The 26,203-nt window shown below is 69.3% G+C and carries 23 protein-coding genes; 3 read left to right on the top strand and 20 right to left on the bottom strand.

Annotated elements, in window-relative coordinates; translation table 11 throughout:
• The first annotated feature begins 65 nt into the window (after window positions 1-65).
• Window positions 66-1,058 carry an EamA family transporter gene (locus tag IE153_RS28660; RefSeq protein WP_189592686.1) on the top strand — a complete coding sequence of 331 codons (993 nt, stop codon included), beginning with the start codon at window positions 66-68 and terminating at the stop codon, window positions 1,056-1,058.
• Between the two features lie 8 nt (window positions 1,059-1,066).
• A complete protein-coding gene (locus IE153_RS28655; protein WP_189592685.1) occupies window positions 1,067-1,744 on the top strand; it encodes an NAD(P)-dependent oxidoreductase in 678 nt (225 codons plus the stop codon).
• Here IE153_RS28655 and IE153_RS28650 read toward each other — a convergent pair.
• On the bottom strand, window positions 1,736-3,139 hold the full coding sequence (locus IE153_RS28650; protein WP_229829221.1) for a serine/threonine-protein kinase: 1,404 nt from the start codon (window positions 3,137-3,139) through the stop codon (window positions 1,736-1,738). The genes IE153_RS28655 and IE153_RS28650 overlap by 9 nt on opposite strands.
• Window positions 3,140-3,441: 302 nt before the next feature.
• Between IE153_RS28650 and IE153_RS28645 the strand changes: the two genes are divergently transcribed.
• Window positions 3,442-4,053 (top strand): hypothetical protein, encoded by a 612-nt coding sequence (locus IE153_RS28645; protein ID WP_229829220.1) that lies wholly within the window; start codon window positions 3,442-3,444, stop codon window positions 4,051-4,053.
• Window positions 4,054-4,098: 45 nt separating this feature from the next.
• Here the strand turns inward: IE153_RS28645 and IE153_RS28640 are convergent, their stop codons facing one another.
• The 19 genes from IE153_RS28640 to IE153_RS28550 all read right to left on the bottom strand — a co-directional run bounded on the left by IE153_RS28640 (window position 4,099) and on the right by IE153_RS28550 (window position 26,198).
• Window positions 4,099-5,085, bottom strand: a complete 987-nt coding sequence (locus IE153_RS28640; protein ID WP_189592684.1) for a BtrH N-terminal domain-containing protein — start codon at window positions 5,083-5,085, stop codon at window positions 4,099-4,101.
• Window positions 5,086-5,175: 90 nt separating this feature from the next.
• Window positions 5,176-6,954: a carbamoyltransferase family protein gene (locus IE153_RS28635; RefSeq protein ID WP_189592683.1), complete on the bottom strand. Its 1,779-nt coding sequence runs from the start codon at window positions 6,952-6,954 to the stop codon at window positions 5,176-5,178.
• 15 nt (window positions 6,955-6,969) lie between these two features.
• On the bottom strand, window positions 6,970-7,365 hold the full coding sequence (locus tag IE153_RS28630) for a pentapeptide repeat-containing protein (RefSeq protein WP_031106464.1): 396 nt from the start codon (window positions 7,363-7,365) through the stop codon (window positions 6,970-6,972).
• 15 nt (window positions 7,366-7,380) lie between these two features.
• Complete coding sequence (locus IE153_RS28625; protein ID WP_189592682.1) at window positions 7,381-8,418, bottom strand: BtrH N-terminal domain-containing protein; 1,038 nt, start codon at window positions 8,416-8,418, stop codon at window positions 7,381-7,383.
• A gap of 4 nt (window positions 8,419-8,422) precedes the next feature.
• Window positions 8,423-9,175, bottom strand: coding sequence for a DNA alkylation repair protein (locus IE153_RS28620; protein WP_229829219.1), 753 nt, complete (start codon window positions 9,173-9,175; stop codon window positions 8,423-8,425).
• Window positions 9,172-10,671 carry a B12-binding domain-containing radical SAM protein gene (locus IE153_RS28615; protein WP_189592681.1) on the bottom strand — a complete coding sequence of 500 codons (1,500 nt, stop codon included), beginning with the start codon at window positions 10,669-10,671 and terminating at the stop codon, window positions 9,172-9,174. Before IE153_RS28615 ends, IE153_RS28620 begins: the two co-directional genes overlap by 4 nt.
• A 15-nt stretch (window positions 10,672-10,686) precedes the next feature.
• The gene (locus IE153_RS28610) at window positions 10,687-11,520 is read right to left on the bottom strand and encodes a carbon-nitrogen hydrolase family protein (RefSeq protein ID WP_189592680.1); all 834 of its coding nucleotides are present in this window, start codon (window positions 11,518-11,520) and stop codon (window positions 10,687-10,689) included.
• A complete protein-coding gene (locus tag IE153_RS28605) occupies window positions 11,520-12,227 on the bottom strand; it encodes a class I SAM-dependent methyltransferase (protein ID WP_189592679.1) in 708 nt (235 codons plus the stop codon). Before IE153_RS28605 ends, IE153_RS28610 begins: the two co-directional genes overlap by 1 nt.
• Complete coding sequence (locus IE153_RS28600; protein ID WP_189592678.1) at window positions 12,214-13,596, bottom strand: coproporphyrinogen-III oxidase family protein; 1,383 nt, start codon at window positions 13,594-13,596, stop codon at window positions 12,214-12,216. The genes IE153_RS28605 and IE153_RS28600 overlap by 14 nt, the downstream gene beginning before the upstream one ends.
• Window positions 13,593-14,567: an ABC transporter ATP-binding protein gene (locus IE153_RS28595; RefSeq protein ID WP_189592677.1), complete on the bottom strand. Its 975-nt coding sequence runs from the start codon at window positions 14,565-14,567 to the stop codon at window positions 13,593-13,595. The genes IE153_RS28600 and IE153_RS28595 overlap by 4 nt, the downstream gene beginning before the upstream one ends.
• Window positions 14,560-15,336, bottom strand: a complete 777-nt coding sequence (locus IE153_RS28590) for an ABC transporter permease (protein WP_229829218.1) — start codon at window positions 15,334-15,336, stop codon at window positions 14,560-14,562. Before IE153_RS28590 ends, IE153_RS28595 begins: the two co-directional genes overlap by 8 nt.
• Window positions 15,336-16,187: a carbon-nitrogen hydrolase family protein gene (locus IE153_RS28585; RefSeq protein ID WP_189592676.1), complete on the bottom strand. Its 852-nt coding sequence runs from the start codon at window positions 16,185-16,187 to the stop codon at window positions 15,336-15,338. The genes IE153_RS28590 and IE153_RS28585 overlap by 1 nt, the downstream gene beginning before the upstream one ends.
• Complete coding sequence (mfnA, locus tag IE153_RS28580) at window positions 16,184-17,365, bottom strand: tyrosine decarboxylase MfnA (RefSeq protein ID WP_189592675.1); 1,182 nt, start codon at window positions 17,363-17,365, stop codon at window positions 16,184-16,186. The genes IE153_RS28585 and mfnA overlap by 4 nt, the downstream gene beginning before the upstream one ends.
• Window position 17,366: 1 nt before the next feature.
• Window positions 17,367-18,155 carry a carbon-nitrogen hydrolase family protein gene (locus IE153_RS28575; protein WP_189592674.1) on the bottom strand — a complete coding sequence of 263 codons (789 nt, stop codon included), beginning with the start codon at window positions 18,153-18,155 and terminating at the stop codon, window positions 17,367-17,369.
• Window positions 18,152-19,087, bottom strand: coding sequence for a carbon-nitrogen hydrolase family protein (locus tag IE153_RS28570; protein ID WP_189592673.1), 936 nt, complete (start codon window positions 19,085-19,087; stop codon window positions 18,152-18,154). The genes IE153_RS28575 and IE153_RS28570 overlap by 4 nt, the downstream gene beginning before the upstream one ends.
• Before the next feature lie 70 nt (window positions 19,088-19,157).
• Window positions 19,158-20,192 (bottom strand): phenylacetate--CoA ligase family protein, encoded by a 1,035-nt coding sequence (locus IE153_RS28565; protein ID WP_189592672.1) that lies wholly within the window; start codon window positions 20,190-20,192, stop codon window positions 19,158-19,160.
• A complete protein-coding gene (locus IE153_RS28560; protein ID WP_189592671.1) occupies window positions 20,189-23,224 on the bottom strand; it encodes a flavin reductase in 3,036 nt (1,011 codons plus the stop codon). The genes IE153_RS28565 and IE153_RS28560 overlap by 4 nt, the downstream gene beginning before the upstream one ends.
• A complete protein-coding gene (locus IE153_RS28555; RefSeq protein ID WP_189592670.1) occupies window positions 23,221-24,717 on the bottom strand; it encodes a 4-hydroxyphenylacetate 3-hydroxylase N-terminal domain-containing protein in 1,497 nt (498 codons plus the stop codon). The genes IE153_RS28560 and IE153_RS28555 overlap by 4 nt, the downstream gene beginning before the upstream one ends.
• 11 nt (window positions 24,718-24,728) lie before the next feature.
• On the bottom strand, window positions 24,729-26,198 hold the full coding sequence (locus tag IE153_RS28550) for a tryptophan 2,3-dioxygenase (RefSeq protein ID WP_189592669.1): 1,470 nt from the start codon (window positions 26,196-26,198) through the stop codon (window positions 24,729-24,731).
• Window positions 26,199-26,203: the final 5 nt, after the last annotated feature.

Raw genomic sequence — 26,203 nt, 5'->3', positions numbered from 1 at the left:
GGTTCATGGTTGCGATGACAAGCATGTGTTGGACGCATGGACGGGTTCTTCTCAGACTTCAACACATGCACACCTCGACCGAACGGGCACCTGGCCCGCAACGGATCCCCTCCGCGCGGCATGTGCCCACCCTCGCGTTGACCGCCCTCGCCCCCGCGTCCTGGGGCACCACGTACGTCGTCACCACGGAACTGCTCCCGCCCGGGCATCCGCTGTTCGCCGGCATGCTCCGGGCCCTGCCCGGCGGGCTGTTCGCGCTGGCGATCACCCGAGGGCTCCCCCGGGGCGGCTGGTGGTGGAAGGCCGCCGTTCTCGGCGCGCTCAACATCGGCGCCCTGTACCCGCTCCTGTTCATCGCGGCCGAGCGACTCCCGGGCGGTGTCGCCGCCACCCTCGGCGCCGGCCAGCCGCTGATGGTTGCCGGGTTGGCCGTCGCGATGCTCCACATCAGGCCGACGGCCTGGCGACTGGCCTGGGGCGTGCTCGGCGTGGTGGGCGTCGGACTCGTCGTACTGGGGCCGCAGGCCAGGCTGGACGCCGTCGGCGTCCTCGCGGGTCTCAGCGGTACGGCCACCATGGCCGCCGGGATCGTCCTGATCAAACGCTGGGGTCTCCCCGCGGGGGTCGGGCCACTGACCCTCACGGGTTGGCAACTGACGGCGGGCGGCCTGTTGTTGCTGCCTCTCACTCTCGTGATCGAGGGCGCGCCGCCACGCATCGATGCCGGTGCCGTCGGTGGATACCTGTGGCTCGGCGGTGTGGGTGGACTGATCGCGTCCACGCTGTGGTTCCGCGGTATCGGCAAGCTGCCGGTCGGTGCGTCCGCACCGCTGGTGCTGCTGTCCCCGCTGGTTGCGGCCGTCATCGGCGTCGCGCTGGGCGAATCGCTGAGTGCGGTGCAGATGTGTGGCTTCGTCCTTGCGCTGGCCGCGTTGCTCGCGGCTCAGCTCGATTCCCCGAAACCGACCGGCCGATGGGGCCGTGACCGGTCGGCAACTGCGCGCGCCGAGAAGACCGCATCGCGTGCCGGCCACGTACGAGAAGGAGAGACCCGATGAGGACGGACATGAGAATCGCTGTGCTGGGCGCGACCGGAATGGTCGGCAGCAGGGTGGTCGACGAGGCAAGTGCACGCGGGCGCCGGGTGATCGCCCTGTCTCGGAGATCCGTGGGTCGGACTGCGGGGAGCCCGAATGTGACACCGGTCGGGGTCGACGCGAACGATGCACGCGCCGTACGCGAGGCGCTCGCGGGCTCCGCCTTGCACGGCGGTGTGGACGCCGTCGTCCTCGCCGTGCGGACCATGCCGGTCGACGAGGAGTTCCTGGTCGGCACGACCCGTACCGTGCTGGACATCGCCGCGGAGCTCGGCATCCGCGCCCTGGTGGTCGGCGGCGCCGGGGCTTTGCGCAGCCCCGACGACTCGCAGCTGCTGGTCGCCGACAACACGGCGTTCGTGCCGGCCGGCATCAAGGCCGTCGCCGCCGCCGGAGTCGCCCAGCTGCGAACGTGCCAGTCCCACGCCGGAGCCGATTGGGTCTATCTGAGTCCACCGGCAGTGCTCGAACCCGGCATACGGACCGGCGGCTATCGACGGGGCACCGACACCCTCCTCATCGGCGCCGACGGCCGATCCTGGATCAGCGCCGAGGACTTGGCCGTCGCCGTCGTCGACGAACTCGAGACCCCTGGGCCCGACCAGCACGTAACCGTCGTCCACCGCGGCGAACGTCCGTCAACGTGAGCGGGGCTTCTTGCCTTTCTGCTTCAAGCGGGCCTGCCCCGGCGGTTGGTCGAGGCCCTTCGCGCTGCCCTTCCCCACAGTCTTGCCCACGGGGTGCGTGGTGCGCGGCGAGCTGTCAACGGGCGGATGCTCGTGGAGCGTTGGTACGGCGTCGCGCAGCGGCTGAGCGGAGGCGGAGGGGCTGCGCGAGGGTGGCGGGGTGACCGGGGCGGAGGACGTGTCGTCGTGGTGAGCAGGGGTGTCCGGGCGCGAGGAAGGGGCGACCGGGTCAGGGGCGGACGGGGCCGCCTTTCTGGCGGTGTCGCGGGGTGAAGAGCCGTCGGTGACCACCAGGCCTGCGGCGACAAGGGCGGCCAGTGCGGCCGCCGCCCCTCGCATTCGAAGGCGGCCGCGTGTGGAGGCGGAGCGGGGCAGGTCCTCCGGGAGGCCTGTCGAAGCGTGCGAGGCAGAGGGTGCTTCTACGACCGGCGTCAAGCTCCGGTGTGTGCTGTCGGCGGGCTCCGCGGTTGTGGGAGGCACCGCGCTGAGCGCCGGCCGGGCCACGGACGCGACAGGGTCTGCCGCGCCCGTTCCGGCCAGACGGGCCAGGGCTTGGGCGCAGTCGCGGGCCGTGGGGCGATCCTGCTCTTCCAGGCTGGTCATGTCCCGCAGAAGGCCGGCGAAGCCCTCGGGCAGAGAGTCCGGGAGGACGGGCGGGCGGTGCAGGCGCGCTATGGCGGCCTCGAGAGGGCCGCCGTCGTATTCGAGTCGGCCGGTGAGGCATTCGAGGAGGACCAGGCCGAGGGCGTATATGTCGGCGGGCCGGCCCACCGGCCGACCCAGCACCTGTTCGGGAGAGAGGTAGGCCGCGGTGCCGGTCATGGTTCCGGTGGCGGTGCGGGTGGTCGCGTCCAGCAGCCGGGAGATACCGAAGTCCGTGAGGTGGGGGCGGTCGGAGGAGTCGAGAATGATGTTGGACGGTTTGACATCCCGGTGGACGATCCCCACCTCGTGGGTGTGAGCCAGCGCTTCGGCCAATGCGGCGCCGAGCGCCGCCACGGCTTCGCACGACAGGGGTCCTTCGGCGATGCGGGATTTCAGCGTGCGTCCGTCGATCAGTTGCATGACCAGGAAGGCGTCGCCGTCATGGTGTCCGGCGTCGAAGGCGGTCACCAGTCCTGGATGCTGCAATCGGGCGAGGATCTCGGCCTCGCTGCGGAAGATCTCCTCCGTGTCGAAGCCCGTGCCGGCGCGGAACATCTTCACAGCGACCGGCCGCCGCAGCCGCAGGTCGAAACCGCGGTACACGTCGGACGCGCCACCCGAACCGATCAGCGCATCCAGACGGTAGCGGCCCGCCAGGATCCGGGCACAACCCCGAACAACCCGGGCGTCCCGCACTACGCTCAATGCCACGACGATCTCCCCACTCCGCACACTCGCACCGCTCACCCGCCCGACGTCGACGGGCCGCCGCACGCAAGTACCCACCCGTCCGGCGTTTGCACCATCTCCGTACTGAGTGGTCGGTGGGCCTGGGACGTGGCCCAATGGATCAGACGCTCGTTGGACCTCATGCCGGCCGCCACCGGCTTTCCCACCATGACGCGTGCTTCGATCAGCGGATTGTCCGGATGGAGTTGCGCTTCAGATCGCGCTTCCAGATCGGCTGAGACGCCAGTCATGCGCCGGGGCGACTGCGCGGCTACGGTGGCCGGGTGAACGGATCGAACGCGCCCACCGGACCCGGTGCTTCTGCCTCCCTTGATGTACGGAGCGCGTTGCTTCCTCTGCTGGGAGCCGACGAGGAGGCCGTCGCGTTCCTCGCCGGAGTCGCGGACCTCGACGCGACGGACCCGGACTCCCACGAGCTGGAGGACGGGGTCCGGCTCGCTTCCGGGCTACGGCTGGAGCAGTTCGCACGGGCGGGCTCGGGGGATGCGTTCTGCTTCGTCGGCGAGGGCGGAGAGGAACGCCCGGTGGTGTACGTGAGCCTCGACGGCGAGGCCGGCCCGATCGCGCGCGGGCTGCCGGAGTTGGTGCGGCTGTCTCTCGTGGCGCCATGGTGGCGGGACGCTCCCGGGCGGACGGACGCTGAACTCCGGGCCGTCGCCGACGAGTACCGGGAGGACGTACCCGACTTCGACAGGCGACGGGACCGTGCGGCCCGGGCTCTTGGTCTCGACCCGGCCGGGCTGCCGTCCGCGGCGACGGTCCTGGCGCGGCTCGTGGAGCTCGCCCGGGGGCCGGTGGCCGCGGAATGTCTCGTCGTCGGGTACGACGGCGATCCGCTCGACCCTCTCTTTGCCCGTGCCGCCCCGCACCCTTGACGTCCTGGCCCCACCACCATCCCGCTCGGCGACAGCGCCGCCCGCTCAGCTCGACAGTTCCAAAAGGCGCTGCATCAGGAGCTGCTCCTTGTCTGCTGCCTCATGTACGAGTTTTGACGCACTGTGGAGGGATTCCCGTGACGACGCGACTCCTGCCTCGTTCAGCAGTCCGGCCACCTCGGTCCACTTCTTCGACACCTCACGGTACGCGTCCGAGACCTCCTGGTACTCGCCGGTGCCGGTGATATCCGCGGTCTCGGCGAGGAACTCCGCCCACATCGTGCGGAACAGGCCGCCGCCGGTTCCCGCGTCCTCCATGATCGTGCGGATCTCGGGCAGGCTGTCGGCGGGCGATTCGAGGTCGTCGAGCCACTGGGGCATCAGGTCGGCGACTTTGTGCATGCCCTTGTATCCGAAATTGGAGATGGGCGGGTTCAGAAATTCCTCCGCCGCCTTCTTGATGCCTTTGCGTGCCGCTTTCCCCAGATCAGGAAGGCCGCCCTTCGGGAGATCCAGGGTGAAGGCGCGATTGCGGGAACTCATCGGGCCCCGGGCGTTCCGCGCTGTCTCGAGGGATTCCGCCGAGGCCCATTGCAGGCCGAGCGGCTGGGTTTCGACCAGAGCGAAACGGTCGTCGTCGTGGCCGACGCAGGCGACGTAGTGGGCCGCGAACCGGAAGTCGTCGGTGGAGTAGTCGAGGAAATAGCGGTCGAGCTTGAGGCCGACAACGGTTCCGGATTCAAGCTCGGCCAGCAGATGTTCCTTCGCCCGCTTCACCGACGACGTCTCATGAACGGACAGCCGCAACTTCAGCGCATGCGCGAGATTCTCGGACAGCGTGTCGGGCTTGATGCGGCCACCGACGAACGGGGTCGGCATCTGCTTCGTCCGCCAGTAGATGAACGACAAACCACCGGCGAGCCCGAAGATGAGCGACTCCGACAGGTCGACCTCTCGCTGCCGCAAGAGATTCACGAGGGTGGTCGACTCACAATGGTTTCCGACGTACGGATCTTCCTCTAAAAGCGACACTAGTTCTGCTCTCCCTTCCTTCGCGTAGAGCGTAGCGCAACCCCCTGAAGTACGATTGCGGACGCCGGAATCAGGGAGGCCTTCACTCGTTCAGATTCGCGAAACGAGGAAGTTACCGAGGAACAGATGATCCATCTCCGTCTTGAGGAAGCAGGACAGGGCATCCGTGGGCGAGCAGACGATCGGTTCGCCGGCGACGTTGAACGATGTGTTGATCAAGCAGGGAATCCCGGTCAGCTCGGTGAACTCCCGCAGCAGCCGGGCGAGCAGGGGATTGCTCTGCTCGGTGACCGTCTGGATCCGCGAGGTGGCGTCGACGTGGCAGGCACCCTGGATCTTCTCCTGGTACTCGGGTCGCACCGGAACCACGAAGGTCATGTAGGGCGAGGACGTCTTCTTGCCGAGCTCGAAGACGTCGGGCGCCAGGTGCTCCAGGACCACGGGGGCGAAGGGCCGGAACTGCTCGCGGTGCTTGATACGTTCGTTGATGATGTCCTTGATGTCGGGGAACTTCGGGTTGGCCAGGATGCTCCGGTTGCCCAGGGCGCGCGGGCCGTACTCCATACGCCCCTGGAACCACCCGATGACGCAGCGCTCCTGCATCAGGACGGCGGCCTCCCGCGGCACGTCCGCCGGGTCCAGCTCTCGCCAGACGACCTGGTCGGCGAACTGCCGGAGGGCCGCCTGGATCTCCTGACCGTCGTAGCTCGGGCCCAGGTACGGCGACGTGTCGACCCGGGGCGGTGTGCCGGCCCGGCCGCTGGCGAACAGCGCCGCGCCGATGGCCACACCGACGTCGCTGGCACCGAAGCTGACATCCATCCCGGTGAAGCGTGAACGCTCCAGCAGCTTGCTGTTGTTGACGCAGTTCAGGGCGAGTCCGCCCTCGAAGATCACGCGCGGCAGGTCGCTCCGGGCTTCGAGCGTCAGGATCTGGCCGGCGGTCACGGTCTCCAGCATGTGCTGGGCCGCACTGGCCACGCGGACCCGGTAGTCGAACTCCTCCCGGCCATCGGGATCTCCGCCGAAGATGCGGTCGAAGAGCTCGTAGTACGCGGGCACGGCATTCGCCGGATAGGGAATCCGGTAGGTGCCGTCGGGGCACATCTCGACCACATGCTCGAGGAACGGGTTCGGCTCCGGCGGCGGGCCGTAGCCGGCCAGTCCCATCACCTTGTACTCGTCGTTGTTCGGGACGAATCCGAGGTAGCGCGTCACCACGGAGAAGAGCATCGCCAGCGAGTGCCGCGAGTCGATGGTCATGTCGTCGAAGATCTTCACCTCGCCGTCGCGCACCTCACCCATGATCGAGGACAGCCATTCGGCGCGGCCGTCGCTGACCAGGAACGCCGCGTCTGTGCCGCCCGACAGGTGGTATCCCGTCATCAGATGCGCGATGTGGTGCGGGACCCGGACCAGCTTCTCGGGGCTCAGCCTGTGGCCCGTATGCTCGAGGAAGTCGGCCTCGGTCGCGGCCTCGCTGAACATCGCCTCGTGGGTTTCCGCCAGACGCCCCAGGCGCGCGAACTTCTGCTCGACGGACGCCGCGCGGTCCTCGGTGATCTCGGCGATCATCTTGTTCAGCACGTCCTGCGAGAACTGCCAGGAGAAGGCGAAGGTGTCGACGTCGTCGAAGGATATCCCGGCCGAATCCAGGCACCAGCGCATCGCGTTGACCGGGAAGCTCGACGTCTTCTTCTCCCGGTTGAGCCGCTCCTCCTCGACGGCGGCGACCAGCTTCCCGTCGATGACCAGCGCGGCGGACGAGTCATGGCCGTACAGCAGGTGACGGTCGATGCCGGTGGCGCGAAAGAGGCGTCCGAAGATTTCCGCAGACTTGCCGAATCCGTTGTAGCCCAGAACGATCACGAGGAGCTCCTTTCGCTATGGCCAGATCGTGAGGTAGTCCGAGATCACGGTGGATCGCCGGAAGCCCGCGTCGAGCACCGCGCCGGTCAGGTCGGCACCGCTGAGGTCCGCGCCGTCGAGGTTCGCGCCCACGAGGCGGCAGCCGTTCAGCTCGGCCAGGATGAGGTACGCCTCGCACAGATCGGCGCCTTCGAGATTCGCGCCCCTGAGGTCCGCGGACATCAGATACGACTCGGTCAGCACGGCGTCGGTGAAGTCCGCGTCGGCGAGCTCGGCGCCCTGCAGGTCGGCGCCGTGCAGCCGCGCCTTGCGCAGGTCGGGGCGGAAGGGGCCCTGCGCCCGGCGCCGGCGGGCGTGCTCGTTCCAGCGTCGGGGACCCTGGAGCAGTACGGTCTCGTCCTCGGTGGGCATGTCTCGACCTCGCGTCTACAGGGTGGTGAGCGCGCTCAGCGCCCGCTTCTCGACGTCCATCGCGGACCGGGCCGTGTCCGCCACGGCGTCCACCAGCGTTTTGAGATCGTCGCGCGCGGTGGCGGCCCCCGCTGCCAGCAGCGCGGACCCCAGGTTCGACCAGAGCCGGCCGCTGTCGAGGAACTGCCCGGCCGCGTCGGCGTAGCGGGTGTCGCCGGTGCTGTCGGCGACCCTCGTCAGGTAGCGGCCGATCATCGGGCGGAACAGCCCGCCGCCGGTGCCGAAGGACTCGATCTGCCGTCCCAGGTGCAGCAGTTGACGCGCCAGCGCGTCGGTCCGCACCACGCGGCCGGTCAGGTCCACGTCCTCGACCTCGCCGTGTTTGGACTGCGGCCAGGATGCCGCCGTCGTGGCCAGCAGCTTCATCCCGGGTATGCCGAGGTTCCGGCTGCCCGGCTTGAGGACCTCGCGGCACAGGGTGCGGACGGCCACCGGCCCGACACGGTCCAGTTGCGGAGTTCGCCTCGGCGCGCCGAAGACGTACACCTTCCAGTCCGGGTTCAGCGGCGGCGAGTTGCGGCTGGACCGGGCCGCCTGCAGCTCGGCCGCGCTCACGGTGACGGGTTCGTCGAACGCCGGATCCGACACCTCGAAGGTGTCGGCGCCGAGCGGGCGGACCACGTTGACGAAGTACCCGCCGAAGGAGGTGCGGCCCTCCAGACCCCAGTACGGAAGCAGGCCGAGGTCCACCCGGGTCATGACGGCCGGGGCGGATGCGAGCAGCTTGGCCAGGCCGTCACCGGACTTCGGCGTGTGCGCGGCGACCTCGACGCCCATCAGCCGTGCCGCCCGGAGCGGCATGATCGCCTGCTTGCCGACGACGATGTCCGGCGCGTTGCCGTTCGCCGGGAAGAACGAGAAGCCGAAGCCTCCGTCCAGCCCGAACACGATCTCCTCGTCGACGTCGTAGCCGCCGGCCGCGAGGACGGCGCATTGGCAGGCCGACTCGCAGTGGATGCCCCGCCGGTGGGCGTAGCGGCCGGTGTCGTTCATCGCGTCACCCCTGTCCCAGTGCCATCAAGGACCGGCGCAGCCGCGGGTCCATCTTCTCCACCGCGTACCGGAACGTGTCGCGGGGCATCTCGGTGTGCCAGGTGCGCAGGAACTCGGCCACCTCGTCCGGATGGACCTCGGCGGTGACCTTGAGCAGCCAGCCCGAGCCCTTCTGCACATAGGCGTCGTCGTCGTGCATCAGCCGGACGCAGTTGTCGAGGACGTGCGACAGCGGCAGCTCGAAGACCGTCCGGCCCACCTTGCGCCGGACGAACTTCACGACGGCCACGTTCGCGGCGCGTCTGGCCCACGGGGAGGCGGACTCGGCCCAGCTCCGGGTCCGCGGGATCAGCTCCAGGTGCCCGAGGAAGAACGGATACAGCAGTTTCAGGCACATGTCGTCGCACTGCGCCCAGTTGGACACGTACGTCTCCAGCCAGTGCCGGCAGCGGTCCAGCAACTCCTCGCCGAGTCCGGTCCTGGCGACCTTGTGCAGGACCGCGAAGCCCAGGAGCACCTCCTCGTGGTACTCGGCGCGCGCCAACAATTCCTCCGCGAGGAGCAGCCGTGTCGCCGCGGGAGTGTCGCGCCGGTCACGGAAGTAGTCGGTGGCGATCTCGGCGACCGCGGCGTTGCCGACCCCGAGGGCCCGGATCTCGTGCGGGAAGTAGCGCTGCATACGCACCGCGAAGTCCGGGTCGGCCCTGGCCTCGAGTGTCTTCGACAGTTCGTGCGCGGCGGTTGGAACATTGATCACTTGGTGCCGATCGTGAGTTTGAGCGGCTGGGCGGTCACCGGCTTCGGTGCGCGTTCCAGCCGGGGCTTGCCTTGCATGACGTACTCGTATTCCTGGTGCATGTCGGCCACGGCCTGAACGGTTTCCGTCGAACGGTCCGTCAGGTTCTGCCCGCCCAGGCCCCACCACAGGTACCAGTTCTTGTGGCTCAGGTAGGCGTCGCGGACGAAGTCGAGCGTGTCCCGGTCGGCGAGGATCGCCGGCTCCACGTAGAAAGCGGGGACGAACGTGCCCTGGCCCTCCCGCAGGATGCCCGCCTTGACGGCCTGACGCTGCAGCTTGGTGCCGCTGAGGATCCGGATGCCGAGGTTGGCGTAGATCTGGGCCGGGTTCAGGAACCGCTCGGTGAAGCGGATCGACTCCCTCAGTGCCTGCGGGGTCTCCCCCGGGCCGCCGAGGAAGACGCAGTGGGTGTGCTCGATCGGGCTGGCCGTGAAGAGGCGGTCGATCTCGAGGACGCGGGCCATGTCGAAGCCCTTCATCAGGTCCGCCAGGGCCTCGTCGGTGAGGGCGTCGGTGCCGAGGTCCACCCGGATGCAGCCGGCCGCGTGCAGCAGCTTCACGAACTCCGGTGTGATCGCGTTGGGTGTCAGCTGGCAGTACCAGGGCACGTCGAGCTTGGCGCGGATCATCTCCTCGCACACCTCGGCCGCGTACTCCATCGGGTAGTTGAAGGTCGCGTCGACGATCTCGAACTCCCGCACGGCCGGGTTCTCCGCCATCGCCCGCTGGATCTCGGCGACGACCTCGGCCGGGTCCTTGAACCGGTCGCCCTTGCCCTCGGTCTTGCGGATGATGCAGTAGGAGCAGAACAGCTTGCAGCCCCGTTTGGTCTGCAGGGTCTCGATGGCCGGCTGGTGGTCGCGGGTGAGGTCGGAGGCCGCCGAGACGCCTTCCTCGAAGTACCGGGGGTCGTACACGGACCGGTCGGGTTCGAGCGCGCCCAGGTCGAACGCCTGACTCGACTGGTTCTGGCAGAACTTGCCGTTGTCGTCGAGGTAGCAGAGCCCCGATATCGACTCCCGCCGCCCGCCGGACTCCAGGTAGTCCAGCAGTTGGACGATGCCGGCCTCGCCCTCACCCGCGATGCCGTAGTCCGGCTGGGCGTACTCGAAGAACGACAGCGGCTCGACCGAGAAGCCGGAGCCGCCGAGGACGACGGTGGCGCTGGTGTACTTGCGCACGCACTGGACGATCTTCTCGGTCATGGGGCCGAAGAAGACGGGGTCGATGAACGTCAGGTTGTCCAGGTTGCGCACGGCGATGCCGACCACGTCGTAGGTCCCGGTGGTCAGCTTCTCCCGGACCGCCTTGAGCTCCCGGGACTCCCAGAGCAGGTCGAGGACGTCGACCTGGTGTCCGGCGTGCTTGAGCGCGGCGCTGATGTAGGCCATGCCGATGGGCAGCGCCGGCCGCGGTACCCGGATCTTGTTGGTGGAGATGAGCAGTACGCGCATGGGCCTTCACTCTCGTCAGGACTGCCAGTACGTCACCGGCTGCAGGTCGCCGCTCAGGGTGGCTTTGGTGCGGTAGCGGCGCATACGGTCCAGGTCGACCTCGACGACGCCGACGCCGGGCTCCTTGCCGAGGTCCACCATCCGTTCGTCGCCGTCGACGAAGTCGAAGCGTTCGGCCTCCAGGAACAGCGGGTCCGCCAGGACCTGGCTGCGCCCCATGTAGCCGAATCCGGCGTACAGGTTGGTGCCGATGCCGGACGCGAACGCGACGATGCACTCGGCGTCCACGGCCCTGACCGGCAGGCGCATGTTCGCCACGTAGGCGAACATCTCGGGTACCAGCGCGGAGCACACGATGATGTCGACCCCGCGGCGGCAGTACTCCCGCGCGACCTCCGGGAAGTTGATGTCGTAGCCCTGCATCAGGCCGATCCGCCCGAACTCGACGTCGAAGACGGGGTACTCGGACCCTCCGCTGAGGTAGCGGGCCTCCAGTTCGTGGCAGTGCACGCGCCGGTAGTGGCCGAGCAGGGTTCCCTCGGGGCCGCACAGCACCGATGTGCTGTAGTACTTGCCGTCGCCGCCGCGCTCCAGCAGGCCGGCCACGATGTGCACGCCGGCCTGCTTGGCCTGCTCGCGCAGGAAGTCGGTCTCCGGCCCCGGTACGGTCACCGACACGTCCGCGACCTCCAGGATGTTGCCGGAGGTGGAGAACGCCTCGGGCAGGCAGATCAGGTCCGCTCCCTGCGCGACGGCCTCACCGATGTAGTGCTCGGCGCGGCGCAGGTTCTGCGTCGGCTTGCCGAGCTTCGACTCCATCTGGACGACGGCGATCTTCGTCCCGGGCATCAGGTGCTCACCGCTTCGAGGGGACGCGAGGAGATCACCAGGCCGAGGTCCTCCTCGACGACCTGCCAGTCCGTCAGGCCGGCCTCCTTGAGCAGCTCGGCCGCCTCGTCCCGGGTGTAGGCGGCCTGCAGCGAGCGCATGAACTCGTCGCCGCCCTCCTTCACGAACTGCAGGATGAAGGTGATGTGCCCCTCCTCGGCGTGCCGGTTCATGTCCTCGATGATCACGACACCGTCGGGCTTGCAGATCCGGGCGCACTCCTTCAGCGTCTCGACCGGTCGGCGCCAGCGGTGCAGCGAGGAGAACGAGAACACGATGTCGGCGGAGTCGTCCGGGAAGGGCAGCCGGTTCAGCTTGGCCATCTCGAACTCCACGTCGCCGGCGCTGTTGGCCCAGACGGCCAGCGTCAGGTTGTCCTCGGCGACGTCGACCAGGTTCTGGTTCTCCTCCACTCCGGACACGGCCAGGTCCGGCAGTTTGCCGGCCACGTGGAGGGACAGCAGGCCGGTGTTGAAGCCGACTTCGACGAGGTCGGTCATCCCGTCGCGGACGTGGGCCAGGATGCGGTCGCTCGGCCGCTTGTACGCCATCAGCGCGGAGCGGCGCATACCGAGGTCGTAGAAGCGGACCTTGTCGATGTCGTCGTGCGGGGACGCCTGCGGCACTCGGTCGGTCAGGTTCAGCAGTCGGGCCTCAGTGGTGGTCACAGCCGGCCTCCTCGTCCTTGGGCCGCGTGGTGATCTGCAGGGGGATCGGCCGGCTGGAGATGAAGTTGGAGATGTCCGCTCCCAGGTGCTGCGGGTAGCGCCGGAACTCCGGCGAGTAGAACGCCTTGGAGATGTTGTCCAGGTAGTACCAGCCCTTGGGGCCGGTCACCTCGATGCCGTTCTCGTCGGCGGTGATGAGTTCCTTCTCGATCAGGTCGTCGATCTCGGTGCGGAACATCTCCATGAAGTCGACGCCGTGGATCCGGCGGAAACGCTCCCGGTTGACCCGTCCGGCCTTGACGCCCAGCACCATCGACCGCCGGATCGACTCCGACTTCGTGATGTGCTTGCCCATGGAGATCGGCAGCCGGCCCTCCATCACCGTCTGGATGTAGCGGCCGATGTCGGGTTCGTTGAAGTACCAGTGGTCGCGCAGGTGCCCGGTGGCGGTGGGGCCGAGGGGGATGATGGGGATGTCCTCGCTCCACGACGTCTCGCCGTACTTCGGCTGGAAGCCGGGCTTGGCGAAGCAGTCGCCGTAGTAGCCCAGGAAGCCGTTCTTGGAGAGCTTCTCGGCGGCGAACAGGAACATGTCGTCGACCACGGCTTTCTCCGGGACCGGCGGCAGCTTCCTGCGCTTGGTGGAGATCTGCGCGAACTCCATGTACGTGTAGAACGAGATGCAGGTGACCCCGAGTTCGATGGCGACGTCGAGGCTGTGCTCCCAGCTCTCCATCGTCTGCCCGTTGATGCCGTGCATCAGGTCGATGTTGATGTTCTCGAATCCGCACCGGCGCAGCAGCCGGATGCTCTCCTTGAGCATCTCCGGGTCGTTGGGGCGGCCGATGTTCTTCAGTTCCTCCGGGACGAAGGTCTGCACCCCGAGGCTGATGCGCCGTATGCCGCGTTCCAGCAGGACGGTGGCCTTGCGCTCGCTGATGTCGACCGGGGTGGTCTCGATGGAGAAGTCCGCGCCCTCCTCGACGTCGAAGCTGCTGAACATGTGGCCCAGCAGATCGTCGAGCTGGGGGGCGGTGAGCGCGGTCGGGGTGCCGCCGCCGATGTAGCCGAGGGTGATGACGTGGTCCTGGATGTAGGGCCGTTCGGCGTAGTTGGTGATCTCCGTCTTCAGCGCGTCCAGATAGGTGCGGGTCAGGTCCCGGTCGGTCTGGTGCTTGATGTACGGGCAGCTGAAGCAGAGCCGGTTGCAGAAGGGGATGTGGACGTACACGCCCATGGGCTTGCGCGTGAACACCTCCTCCTCGTTCACCGGCACGTGCTTGGTGGGGTACTGCCGCACCCACTCGCTGTCGCGCTCCGGGTACTCCTTCCAGAACGGCATGCTCGTGGTCGTGGTGGTGATGCTCATGCGATGTCCTCCGGTTCGACTTGGTCGACGATGGAACGGACGACGTCCGCCAGAGTGGGCTGGAAGTAGGACGCGGAGCGCAGGGCGAGGCCGGCGGAGTGGGCCCGGGCGACCACCTCGGCCAGAGTGCCTTGGTGGTCACCGTCGGACAGGTCCAGCCGCACGCCCTGGTCGGCGGTGCGGACGGACCGGACCGGGCCGCCGGCCCGCGCCTCCTGCCCGGCCCAGTCCTGGAGCCGCTCGAGGTGGGATTCGGTGAAGGCCTCCAGGATCAGGCTGGAGCGCTCGCCCCACCGGGTGACGGCGTCGAGCGAGGCGTCCTTGATCTGGCGGCCCTGGTGGAGCACCACGACCGAGTCGGCCAGCGCGATAAGTTCGTCGCGGTGATGGCTGGCGAACAGCACGCCGACGCCGTCCTTCTTCAGGCTCCCCAGCAGCTCCAGCAGCGTCTCGCGTGCCGTCGGGTCCAGGCCCGTGGTCGGCTCGTCGAGGATCAGCAGGTCGGGGCGGTGCGCCACGGCGCAGATGACGTGCAGTTTGCGCTGGCTGCCGCCGGAGAGGCTGCGCACGTACTGGTGGCGGTACTGCTCCAGGTCGGCCAGGGCGATGAGCTCCTCGTACCGGCCGGGGTCGGCCCGTCGGAGCTTGAGCTGGTGCTTGACGTACGTCTCCACGCTGACGCCGTCCGGGAGGTCTTTGGCCTGCTGGACGTAGCCGATGTGGCGGCCGATCTGCCCCCAGCGGCGGGGCGGGGTGCCGCAGATGCGCACCTCGCCGCCCGACGGGCGCAGCAGCCCGGCGACGAGCCGGATCAGCGTGGTCTTGCCGGCGCCGTTGGTGCCGATGATGGCCACGCCCTCGCCGGCGTTCACCGAGAAGGTGAGGGAGCGCAGGGCGAAGTCGGGGCTCACGCGGTGGTCGAGCCGGGAGACCGACAGGACCGGCGCTGCGGTGCTCGTGGTGTCAGCCATGGCCGATCCTCCTGCGGAAGGCCCAGGCGGCGATGCCGAGAGCCAGGAACGAGTAGGCCACCGCCAGCACCGATGCTCCGGTGGCCGAGACGTCGGGTGAGGTGGCGGCGCGGAAGATGTCGACGTGCACGGAGAGGGGGAGCCTGGCGAAGACGTCGCCGAGCGTCCCGAGGTTTTCGAGGGGGAAGAAGATCCCGGCGAAGTACATGAGCGGGATGACGATGATGTTCACGACGGCCGGGAACGAGATCTCGTTGGTGTACGTCGCGATGAGGATCCCGAGTCCGGCGAAGGCCGTGCACGCGGTGAAGAAGCCCAGGACGAACAGCGGCACCGACTCGATCCGGGCGTCGAAGACCCCGACGCCGAGCAGGAGCACCAGCACGAACTGGAACAGGCACTTGAGCACGACCCCGACGATCCGGGCGAGCAGGAACCCGGAGTACGACAGGGGCGAGAGGATCAGGTCCTCGATCGTGCGGCGGTTGCGGTCGATGATGACCGTGTAGCCGACGGTGTAGGTGCAGCTGAACATGATGCCGGCGCCGATGATGCCGGGGAAGACGAAGCCGAAGTAGTTGGCGGCCGTCGGCGCCGGGCTCACCATCTGGTCGGTCGCCGCCCCGAAGGCCAGCACCATCGACACCGACGTCAGCAGCGTCGACACCGCGAACAGACGGTTGTCGAAGAACTGCCGCATGTCCATCACGACCAGCCCGAGCACGTCGCCGAGCCAGCCGGACTCCGGCTGCATACGCGTTGCCCTCATCAGGCGGGCCCCCCGTGGTTCGTGGTCCAGGTCGAGCGCAGGTCGTCGTGGAACGGCAGCCCGGCGCGGACCTTGCGCCGCTGCCGCCAGTGCACGTCCGCGTGGATCACGGCTTCCTGGCCGCCCGGGTCGGCCTCGGCGAGGACGTCGGCGTCCTGGTCCTCGCGGGCGTCCTGCACCAGACCGTCGACGATCATGCTGCGGCCGACGTAGGTCATGTTCGCGAAGCGGTTCTCCCCCACCCCGCTGGCGAAGACCAGTGCGCACTCGTTGTCGGCGGCCCGGGCGCGGCACAAGGAGCGCACCGGGTGCGAGAACGGCCCGAAGAGGTTGGCCACGCAGACGACGAGGTCGGCGTCCTGGGCGAGGTACTGCCGACTCGCCTCCGGGAACCGCAGGTCGTAACTGACCTGGAGGCCGATCCGCCCGACGGGTGTGTCGATGACCTCGCCGGGCGAGCCGGTGGAGATGTACTCGGACTCGCCCGCCCACACGCAGGCGCGGTGGTACCAGCCGAGCGGGTCGCCGCCGGGGCCGACGAGCACGGCCGCGTCGAAGACGTCCCGCCCGGCCGACAGGAGCACGCCCGCGGCGATGTGCATGCCGAGGGTGCGGGCCTGCTCGGCGAGGAACTCGACGACCGGGCCGTCCTCGGTGGTCGCGTCGGTGCGCAGCGTCGGGAAGTTCAGGCCGGTGGCGAACGTCGCCGGCAGGCACGCCAGGTCGGCCTCGCGTTCTCGTGCGGTGGACAGCAGCTTGGCGGCTCGCGCCAGGTTCTCGTCCCGCTGCCCGGGCTCGATCCGCAACTGCAGGGCGGCGAGCCGGGTGCGGGCGCCGCGGAAGAGGCTCATCGTGGCGCCGCCTCGGCCGCGACTTCCTTGCACGCCCGCTCCAGCACCGGAAGGAACTCGTCCACCATCGCGGGCGTCACGTGCCGGGTGACCACCAGCCGCAGGGTTTCGCCGAATCGCTTCGACGTGGAGACGATCCAGCCCTTCGACTCCAGCAGTTGGGAGATGCGGACCGCGTGCGGCATTTTGACCACGACGATGTTCAGCTGCGGTTCGGCGAACAACTCGTGCCCGGCGGCGCGCAACCCGTCCACCAGGTACTTCGTCACCTCGAAGTTGGTCCGGGTGAGGTCGCGGAAGCCGTCCCGCCCTAGGTGCTCCAGCACCGCGTAGGTCGACACCGCGGCGGCGCCCGGCCGGGTGCCGAGCAGGGTGTTGTGCACCGGCGTGTCGATGAAGAACGAGTCGACGGCGAAACGTCCGGCGTCCTGGCCGCCGCGGAACAGGATCGCCCCGGCCGGGACGTTGGCCAGTCCGTACTTGTGCGGGTCGATGGTGATCGAGTCGACGCCGTCCACGGTGAAGTCGAACCGGGGCAGGTCGTGGCCGAGTTCACGGGCGAAGGGGATGATGAAGCCGCCGGTGGCCGCGTCCACGTGCAGGTGCACATCGCGTCCCGCCACCACGGGTCCGATCTCGTCGACCGCGTCGACCACACCGAACTCGCTGCTGCCCGCGGTCGCGACGACCGCGACGGTGTGCTCGCCGATGCGCCGGGCCACCTCGCCGGCCGGCAACCGCAGGGAGTCGTCGACCGGCACGACCACCGGGGTCAGCCCCAGCAGGCCGAAGACCTTGGTGAAGGAGAAGTGCACGGTGCTGCTGACGACGACTTCGGGCCGGTCGGTCAGCCGTCCCCGGGCGCGTGCCGCCTCGCGGGCCACCAGCATCGCGATCAGGTTCGCCTCGGTGCCACCGGACACCAGACTTCCCGAACCTCCGGGGTTTCCCATCAGGTCGAGCAGCAGCTCGACGACCTTGCGCTCGATCCGCTTGGTGCCGCGGAAGATGCGCACGTCGCCGAGGTTGGTGTGTGCCGCGGCGGACGCCATCTCGACACCCAGCGGATGGGGTTCGGTGCAGATGGAGTTGAGCACCCTGTTCCAGGGCACGTCGTCCGCCATCTCCGTGGCGATCCGCCCTCGGACGTCGGAGGCGGAGGCACCGGTGTCGCGCATCTCAACTCACCTGCGCCGTCAGGTCCGTGTACAGCTCCGTCCGGCGAGCCCACAGGCCGAACCAGAGGGTCTGCTGGAAGCGCAGGTCGGGTTCGCGCAGGTGCCGGATCCTCTCGACGTCCCAGGGCGCCTCGATGACCCCTTCGTCGGTGCCCGCCTCGGCGACGAAGCCCTCGGGCGCCGCCACGGCACTGCCCCCGCCGCAGCGTTCGCTCAGCGAACCGGCGAAGGCGACGGCGACGGTGTTGAGGGTCGCGATGCCCCACACGGCGGCGCGCTGCGACGCCTGCTGCCTGCCGTCGAGGGACCCGGCCACCAGCAGCAGCTCCGCACCGGCCAGGCATGCGATGCGCGGCGGTTCGACCAGCCAGAAGTCGGGGCCGAGGAGCACCCCGACGTGGCCGAACGGCGTCTCGACGACGGGGAAGTCGTCGCCGGTGCCCGTCGTCCCGTCGGGCAGGACGGGACGCTCCACCCGGGCGCACTCCGAGCCGCTCGGGTCCAGCAACCTGGTCACCTGCGTCAGCCCGCCGCCCGGCCGTGTCTCCGCCCACGAGCCGGTGAGCACATAGGTACCGCGGGTCCGCGCCAGGGCCGTCAGCCGGTCCAGGCACTGTTCGCGCAGGGGCCGGGGCAGCGCCCGGACGTCGCCGCCGGTGGTGAACGCGTTCTCGGGGAGGACGACGAACGACGCCTCGTCGCTCACCCGGCTGTCGAGATCGTCGAGTACGGCGGAGGCCGTCGCCTCAGGGGTCGCCCGGCGGGCGTGCTGCGCTACGAAGATGGTCACGAACGAGTCCCCTCATGTGTGCTGGTCGCGGCCGGGGGCCGGCCCCGGTCCGGGCCGCCGCCGGTCAGGCTGGCCCGCAGTTCGGCGGCGAGGTCCCGGTCCGCTCCGGCGTACGGAGTGAGCAGCGCCTGGTAGGCGTCGGGCCTGCGGAGTTGCTGCCAGCGGCGGCCGTCGCCGTCCGCGGGCTCGTCGATGTCGACGACGAGGGTCTCCGGCTCGTCGCTGCCGGCCTGCGCGAGCACACCCTCGGGGCTGGCGACCAGGCTGGTGCCGGCGAAGTGGATCTCCACGAGCCGGTCGCCGCGTTTGCCGCGGACGACTCCGACCGAGCTCGCGTAGACGATGTTGACGTCGTTCAGGTACGCCGCCGTGCGCAGGGCGTTCACCATGAGCGGCTGGTTCTGGCCCAGTGTCCCGCCCGGTACGAAGACCGTTCGCGCGCCGGCGAGCGCCAGCAGCCGGACGACCTCGGGGATCCAGAAGTCCGAGCACACGGCGATGCCGATCTGCCCGAACTCGGTCGACAGCACGCCGAGTGCGTCCGTCTGGCGGCACACCACCATCTCGTTGCCGAACGGGTGTGCCTTGACGGCGCGTCCGGTGATGACGCCCTGCCGGCCGATCAGCAGGGACGTGTTCCGGTACATGCCGTCCTGCAGGTCCTCGACGAGCGACCCCAGCAGAATGTGCGTGTTGAGTTTGCGGGCCAGGGACTGGAAGCCGTCGACGATCGGCCCCGGTATCGGGGTGTCGGTGCGTCCCTTCAGCCCGTCCTGCCCGGGCATGTACCACGGCGGGCCGAGCAGGAACTCGGGAAAGCACACCAGGTCGATGTCGCCGGCGCCGCAGACGTCCTCGATCGCCTGGTAGGCGTTGCGCAGGCCGTCTTCGGGGTCGTCGACCCACTGGGTCTGTACTACCGCTACCCTCATGCGTCTTGTCTCCTCGAGATGCCACCGGGTGGATGGGCCGCGGCGACCGCGCGCCGCGGCGGGGTGCGGGTCATGACGGGGCGGTGCTCCAGTCCTGCACGCCGACGATCGTGACCTCGGCCTCGACGCCGAGCGCCTCGTCGATGCCGCCGCGGATCGCACGCCGCATCGCGTCCGTGTCCACCGCGGCGGAGTCGGCCACGGCGCAGGTCACATGGAAGGTGCCGTCCCGGACGGCGCAGGCGAAGCGCGGTGCGAGCCTCCTGTGGCCGAACACGACCCGCTCCACGTCCACCGCCGAGACCAGCCCGTCCGGTCCGCGTACCGCCGACGCCACGCTGCCGAGCGGCACCAGGACCCGGCTCGGGGAACCGCAGTCGCAGCGGCGCTCCGCCGGCCACAGCTCGACGACCTCGCCGGTCGGTGTGCCGTCCAGGATCAGCTCGCCGCGCAGACCGCCGCGGACCTCCGCCCGCAGCCGGTGGTCGCACAGGTGCAGTGCGCCGTGGTCGCAGGCGACGGCGACCGTCGGTGTCGACGACGTCCCGTACAGGGCGGAGGTCCTCGCCGCCCAGGCGGCGCCGATGCGGTCGAGGCGCTCGGTGGAGCAGGCCTCCCCCACGCAGACGATCGTCCGGATCGTGGCGTCCGCGGGCCGCTTGCCCAGGGACACCGCGAGACCCGCGAGCTCTGCGGCGAAGCTCGGCGAGCACACCAGGGCCGTCACCTCGTACTGCTCGATCAGTCCGAGCAGCCGCGCCATCGGGCAGATGGTCCCGCTCGTCCCGACGCTGATCACCGAGGCGCCGACCATCTCGATCACGCGGTCCACCTCGGCGCCGACGAACGACAGCTCGTACGGCACGGCCGAGACGACGACGTCGTCCTCGGTCAGCAGCCGGCCCAGTGCCAGCGTCAGGTCGATCTGGTTGCGGATCCACTCGTCGCGGGTCAGCACGATCGGCTGTGATCCGCCCGACGGATCGGCCCGTTCGCCGTACCGCGCGCGCAGACCGCCGCGGCCGTCCGCCTCGGTACGCGGGTCTCGGGTGAGCAGTTCCAGGAACTGTTCGTAGTGACCCGCGAGGGACGTGGTCGTGGTCACCTGGCCTCCGCTTCCCGGGCGAACCGGCGCCACCCGTAGTCGTCGAGAGCGCTGTCGCCCCGTTCGGCCCGGAGCAGTGGCCGGCGGTCCGCGCCGCCCTCCATGTCGACGCTGACGACCGTCGCGAGGACGAATTCGTGGTCGCCGATCCGGTACGTCGACCTCAGGCTGCAGTCGATGGTGCCGACGGCGCCGGAGAGCCTCGGGCAGCCGTTGGCGGAGGGCGTCCACGCAAGGGCGTCGAAACGGCTGTCCGGCCTGCCCTGCGAGAAGGCGTCGGACACCTCGTGCTGGTCCTCGCCGAGGATGTTGACGCAGAACCGTCCGGTGTCCGCGATGGCGTTCCAGCTGGTGCTGCCGGAGCGCACCAGGAAGCCGATCAGGGCGAGTTCGTCGGAGACGACGGTGAGCGAGCCGATCACCAGGCCGTACGGTGTCGGTCCGTTCCGCTCGGACTGCCGTGCCGTGCCGGCGACCACCGTGACGGCCCGTGGGAGAAGCTCGCCGATGACCCCGAGGTCCGGCGCCGCGTTCGGTTGAAGGAGTCCGGCGGGTTCGGGCACCGGCGTCGTCGCGCCGGGTTCCTCGCGCAACCGGCGTACGAACTCGCCGGTCACACTCGCCGTGTTGGCCGCGAGGTCCTCCGGTGTCCCGCTGTGCACGACCCGGCCCCCCTCGCGGCCGGCGCCGGGTCCCAGGTCGATCACCCAGTCGGCGATGGCGATCACCTTCAGGTCGTGCTCGATGACCACGATGGTGTTGCCGGTGGAGATCAGGCGCTCGAAGAGGGCCAGAAGGTGGCGGATGTCGGCGGCGTGCAGGCCGCGCGTCGGCTCGTCGAAGATGAACAGCGTGCGGCTGCGGCGCTGTTTGAGCAGCTCGCCGGCCAGGTTGAGCCGTTGCGCCTCGCCACCGGACAGCGTGGTCGTCGAGCAGCCGAGTTGCAGGTAGCCGAGGCCGAACTCACGGAGCACGCCGAGCGCTTGGACGACCTTGGGGCTGCTCGTGGCGTCGAACCACTCGAGTGCGTCCTCGACGGTCATCGACAGCACGTCGTGGATGTTCTTGTCGCCCAGCCGCACGTCGAGGACGTGCTCCTGGAACCGTCGGCCCTCGCACTCGGGGCAGACGATGAACTCGCTCTTGAAGAGGGTCATCTCGATCTCGGCCAGCCCGAGTCCCTTGCAGGACTCGCACCGCCCGCCCGCGACGTTCGGGCTGAACTCGCCTCGGCCGAGGCCGCGTTCGACCGCGTCGGCGCTGCCGGCGAAGGCGTCGCGGATGTGGTCGCTGATGCCGATGTAGGTGACGAGCGTGCTGCGGCTGGAGCGGCCGATCGGCCGCTGCTCGACGTGGATGACGTCGTCGAGGGCTTCGGCTCCCCGGATGCCGCTGCTCCCGTCCGCCGCGCCCGTCGACCGCTGGGCGATGGCCCGGGAGACCGCTGCGTGGATACCTGCCACCAGGGAGCTCTTGCCCGCGCCGGACACGCCGGAGACGCAGGTGAGCCCGCCGAGCGGGAACGTCGCGGTCTGGTCGACCACGTTGTTGCGCGTGATGCCGCGCACTTCGAGCCAGGACGCGTCGGCGAGTTCGGCCCGCGCCCGCGACGGCCCGCCGGACAACATCGCGGTCGCCGTCGGTGAGGCACCGGAGCTCAGCAGGTCGGCGAAGCGGCCCTCGAAGACGATCTCGCCGCCGCGAGAGCCGGCCCCGGGTCCCAGCTCGACGATCCAGTCGGCGGCACGGATCACCGACTCGTCGTGCTCGATGACGATGACGGTGTTCCCGAGATCGCGCAATCGTCGCAGCGAGGTGAGGATCTTCCCTGTGTCGGCCTCGTGCAGACCGGCGGTCGGTTCGTCGAGGACGTACATGACGCCGGTCAGGTCGCTGGCCAGGTGCTGCGCCAGCAGCAGCCGTTGCAGTTCACCGCCGGAGAGGGTGATGACGGGCCGCTGGAGTTGCAGGTGGCCGAGTCCGACGTCGTCGATGTTCGCGCTCTGTTTGACGATCGCGGAGGCGAGTTCACGCACCTGCGCCGGCACGGCACCGGACGCGAGTCCGTCGCGCAACCGGGTGATCGATCGCGACAGTTCATCGCTCTGAAAGTCGTGGAAGGTGTGCCCGGCCACCGTCGCCCTGAGCGATTCGGGGCGCAACCGCCCTCCGTCACACCCGGGGCAGACTTCCCGTCCGAGGTAGTTGGTGAAGGCGTTCTTGCGGGCGGCCGATGACGCGTTGCGGTACGCGCGCTCCAGGAAGCCCAGGATGCCCTCGAAGCGGAAGTCGTTGGTGACCTTGCGGATCTTGAGCGTGTAGATCGTGTCCGAGCCGTGCAGCACCTTCTCGGTCTGCTCCGGGCTCAGCTTCTCGAACGGCAGGGAGAGGTCCAGGCCGATGTCCGCGGCCATCGCCTCGAAGGCCTTGCGCACGTTGGGAACGGCGAACGTCCCCGGGTCGGCGCCGTCCCAGATCTCGGTGAGGGTCTTCGACCGGTCCGGGATGATCTTGTCCAGCGAGAAGCCGACGAGTTCGCCGATGCCGTCGCACCGGAGGCACTTGCCTTCCTTGCGGTTCGGGCTGAAGTGCTTCGCGGAGTGCGGTTCGGCGAAGCAGCCGCAGTCGTCGCAGAACAGGTCCGGACCGGTCGGGCCGAGACAGGCCGGGCACACCGGCCGCGAGCCGGCGCCGAACAACAGCCGGTACAGCCCGTCGAGGCCGGTGAGGGTCCCCACGGTCGAGCGGGGGTTGGAGTAGCCGCCGTCGCGCTGGCGCAGGGCCACCGGCGGCTGGGTCCCCGCGATCCGGTCGAACTGGTAGTCGCCGTCGCCCATGTCGAGGGACTTGCTGGACAGGGCGCCCAGGTAGAGCGTCTTGGAGTGTTCGAAGAGGGTGTCGATGACCAGGGACGACTTGCCCGACCCCGAGACACCCGCGGCGACGACCAGCTTCCCCTTGGGGAAGGAGACGTCGACCGACTTGAGGTTGTGGGTCGTGACGCCTTCGAGCCGGATGCTGTCGAGACTCATGTGGTGTCGTTCCGCCCTTCGGCCAGGTCGCGGGCCTGGGTTTCGCAGCGCCGCAGGTCGGGATAGCGGGCATAGAGCATCGAGCGGACCCGAGCGGGATCGCCGCGGTTCCATGTCTCGTAGAGCTCCTGACGCATTCCGAAGCGGTCGACGGCGAGATCGGCGGCGAGACGGAAGATCCGGGACTTCTCGTCCACACTCGTCTCGCGCCCGCACATGTAGGTGTCCAGCACCGCGCGCAGCTCGGAGGTCCCGAGATCGGCCTCCGAGGGCTGCATGATCAGACCCGACGCGCCGATCTGCCGGATGATCTCCGAGCCCCGCGTCGAGAAACGGCCGGCGACGGCGTCGAGCGCTGCCGTCGAGCCGGGGGCGAGCAGGCCCGAGGAGGTGGGCCGGCACTCGGCGTCGATCGCGGCCAGGCCGAGCCGGACGATCTCGACGTACGAGGTGAGTTCGCCGAGGAGGTCCGTGACCTGTCGGAACGTGTCGACGCCGATCGCCTGGGCCAGCAGAGACGCGACCCCGAGCATGGTGCGCAGCCGGTGGTAGTAGCGCACCTGGCCGGTGTAGAGCGACCACTTGTTCAGCTCGCCGAACCCGCGGACGGCCGCCTGGGAGTCGTCGAGCAGGAAGACCCGGTCCATCGGGATGAACGCGTCGTCGAACACCAGCATGGCGTCCTGCTCGTCGTAGCGCGCGGACAGGCCACCGGAGCCCTCGGCGTACGACGTGCGGCACAGGACGCGCAGGCCCGGTGTCGCCAGGGGAGCGGCGAACCAGCAGACGTAGCTGGGGTCTTCGCGCAGGTAGTTCGCGGGCGAGAGGTAGATGAGCACCTCGTGCGCGTACGGCGCCAGGGTGGCGATCTGCTTGGCTCCCCGCACGACGATGCCGTCGGAGCCGCGCCGCACCACCCTGAGACCCAGCTCCGGCCGGTCGGCGGGCGTCGAGGAACGGTCGATCTGGGGGTCGCCGAGGCCGTGGGTCAGCGTGAGGTCGTTCTCGCGGCAGTAGTGGTAGTAGTTCTCCGCGTTGCGCCCGAACTCGGGGTCGACCTCGGCCAGTTGGAACCGGTAGTCGTACAGGCCGACCACCACGTTCGACATGAAGTCGGGTATCCGGGAGAGCTGGCCGTAGGAGGCCTCCGCCCACCGGTGGGAGTTGGCCCACTTGCGGCCGAGGTCGTCCCGGTCGGCCGGCGCCAGGTACGACAGGCTGACCAGGTTGCCGGAGGTGTCCGAGCGGTGCAGCATCTCCTGCGCCCGGTCGGGCAGGTGCTGGGCGTCGTAGAGGCCGGCCAGCGTGGACAGCATGGGCCGGAAGCCCGGGTCGCCGGTCACGTCGACCCGGCGTCCCTCGCTCCAGACCTCCCGCTCGTCCTTGAGGCTGGCGATGTACTCGTTCCCTCGCCAGGCGCCGCCGGAGGTGCCCGGCAGGAGGGCCGTCTCGTCGGCGGGCTGGTCAGAGGCTGTGGATCCTGTGGTGGTCACCGTCCGCGCTCCTACGGGTTCCGCTCGGCCGCACCGGACCGGAACGGCTGGTAGCTCTGCTCTTGCACCTGGGGGAAGTACTCGCGTGTCGCCTCGCCCACGACCCGCATCAGTTCGGAGTCGAGGGAGCTGGGATCGGTGATGAGCTTGACCATGGGCGAGTCCGGCACGGCGTTCGTCAGGGGCGTCCGGCGTGCCCGGTGGATCGTGGCCAGTGCGTGCTGGGCGTTGGCCGCGTCCCGCATCTTGTAGACCGCCTGGGGCCCGTCCGGGATGCCGATCATGGATTTGGTGCCGCCGCTGCCCAGGCAGTTGCGGGGCATGTGCAGATGCTCGTGACGCCACTGCTGGTGGGCGGAGTGCAGCTTGAACGCCTGGTCGACCACGGTGTGCCGCAGCCAGCCTTCCGGGTCGTCGTGGCGGCGTGCGTCGATGTCCCGGACGGTCTCCTCGAGCGACGCCCCGCCGAGCGAGCTCAGCCAGGCTTCGAGGTCGTTCCACATGTGCTTGAACAGGTCCCGGAACATGTGCTGCTTGATCGACAGCGAGTGCGTACCGCTCGCGGGTCCCAGATTGGTCCGGAACTCGTGGTACTCCCCGGTGGCCAGGTGTTCGGCCATCACCCGCTGTGCGTCGACCACCGGATCGAGCAGCTCCCGGCAGGCCGTCAGGTGCTGCGCCGCCCGGCTCAGCGCCGACGCGCGGATGGCGCGGATCGCGACCTCGAGATGGTCGTTCGCCTCGGCGCAGAGGATCTCCGGGACCTGGTGGAGGGCGACGAACTCGCCGTGCAGGGTGTCCGCGTTCAGCTCGGTCGCGGCGACCGCCCGCGCCAGTGTCTCGGCGGAGATCAGCTCGTCGGTGCTCCGGCTCACCCCGATGGGCACGGAGGTGAGGTCGCTCTCCCACTTGGTGGCGTCGTGGCAGCCGATCCGGATGCCGTGCAGAACGCGGTACAGCGAGTCGTCGATGCTCCTGGTGGCGATGGTGGAGCGGGTCAGCTCGGGTGCGCCGGCCAGCAGCGAGCCCTTGGCGACGTCCTCCAGTCCCCGGAGGGCGTCGACGTAGGCCGCGTAGCCGGCGGACTCGGAGATGCTGACGGCCGTGGCCCCCGCGGACACGCCGGCTCCGTAGATGCCGCGGGCGCCGCACATCACCGTGCCGAGCCTGCGCAGCAACCGGTGGAACCCGACGGCCCACTGGACATAGCGGGAGGCGGTCGGGATGTCGTCGGCCAGCAGGCACGCCTGGGTCCTGTTCGCCAGCCGTGCCAGGTTGAGCAGACATACCTCGGACGCCTGGAGGACGGCGCACACCGTCGAGTCGTACGTGCCCTCCGGCACTCCTCGTGCGGCCCGCGCCTCGCCGAGCAGGTCGATGCGGTGCAGCTGGTCGTAGCTCTCGGCCACCGGGCCCAGTGCGGTCATCTGCCGTCGGCCGGCGCACATGTCGGCTTCCACTGGATCGTCCAGGCTTGACATTGCGC

It is taken from the genome of Streptomyces massasporeus (assembly GCF_014648995.1).
Classification (GTDB): domain Bacteria; phylum Actinomycetota; class Actinomycetes; order Streptomycetales; family Streptomycetaceae; genus Streptomyces; species Streptomyces massasporeus.
This window is presented reverse-complemented; position numbering and strand designations above follow the sequence as displayed.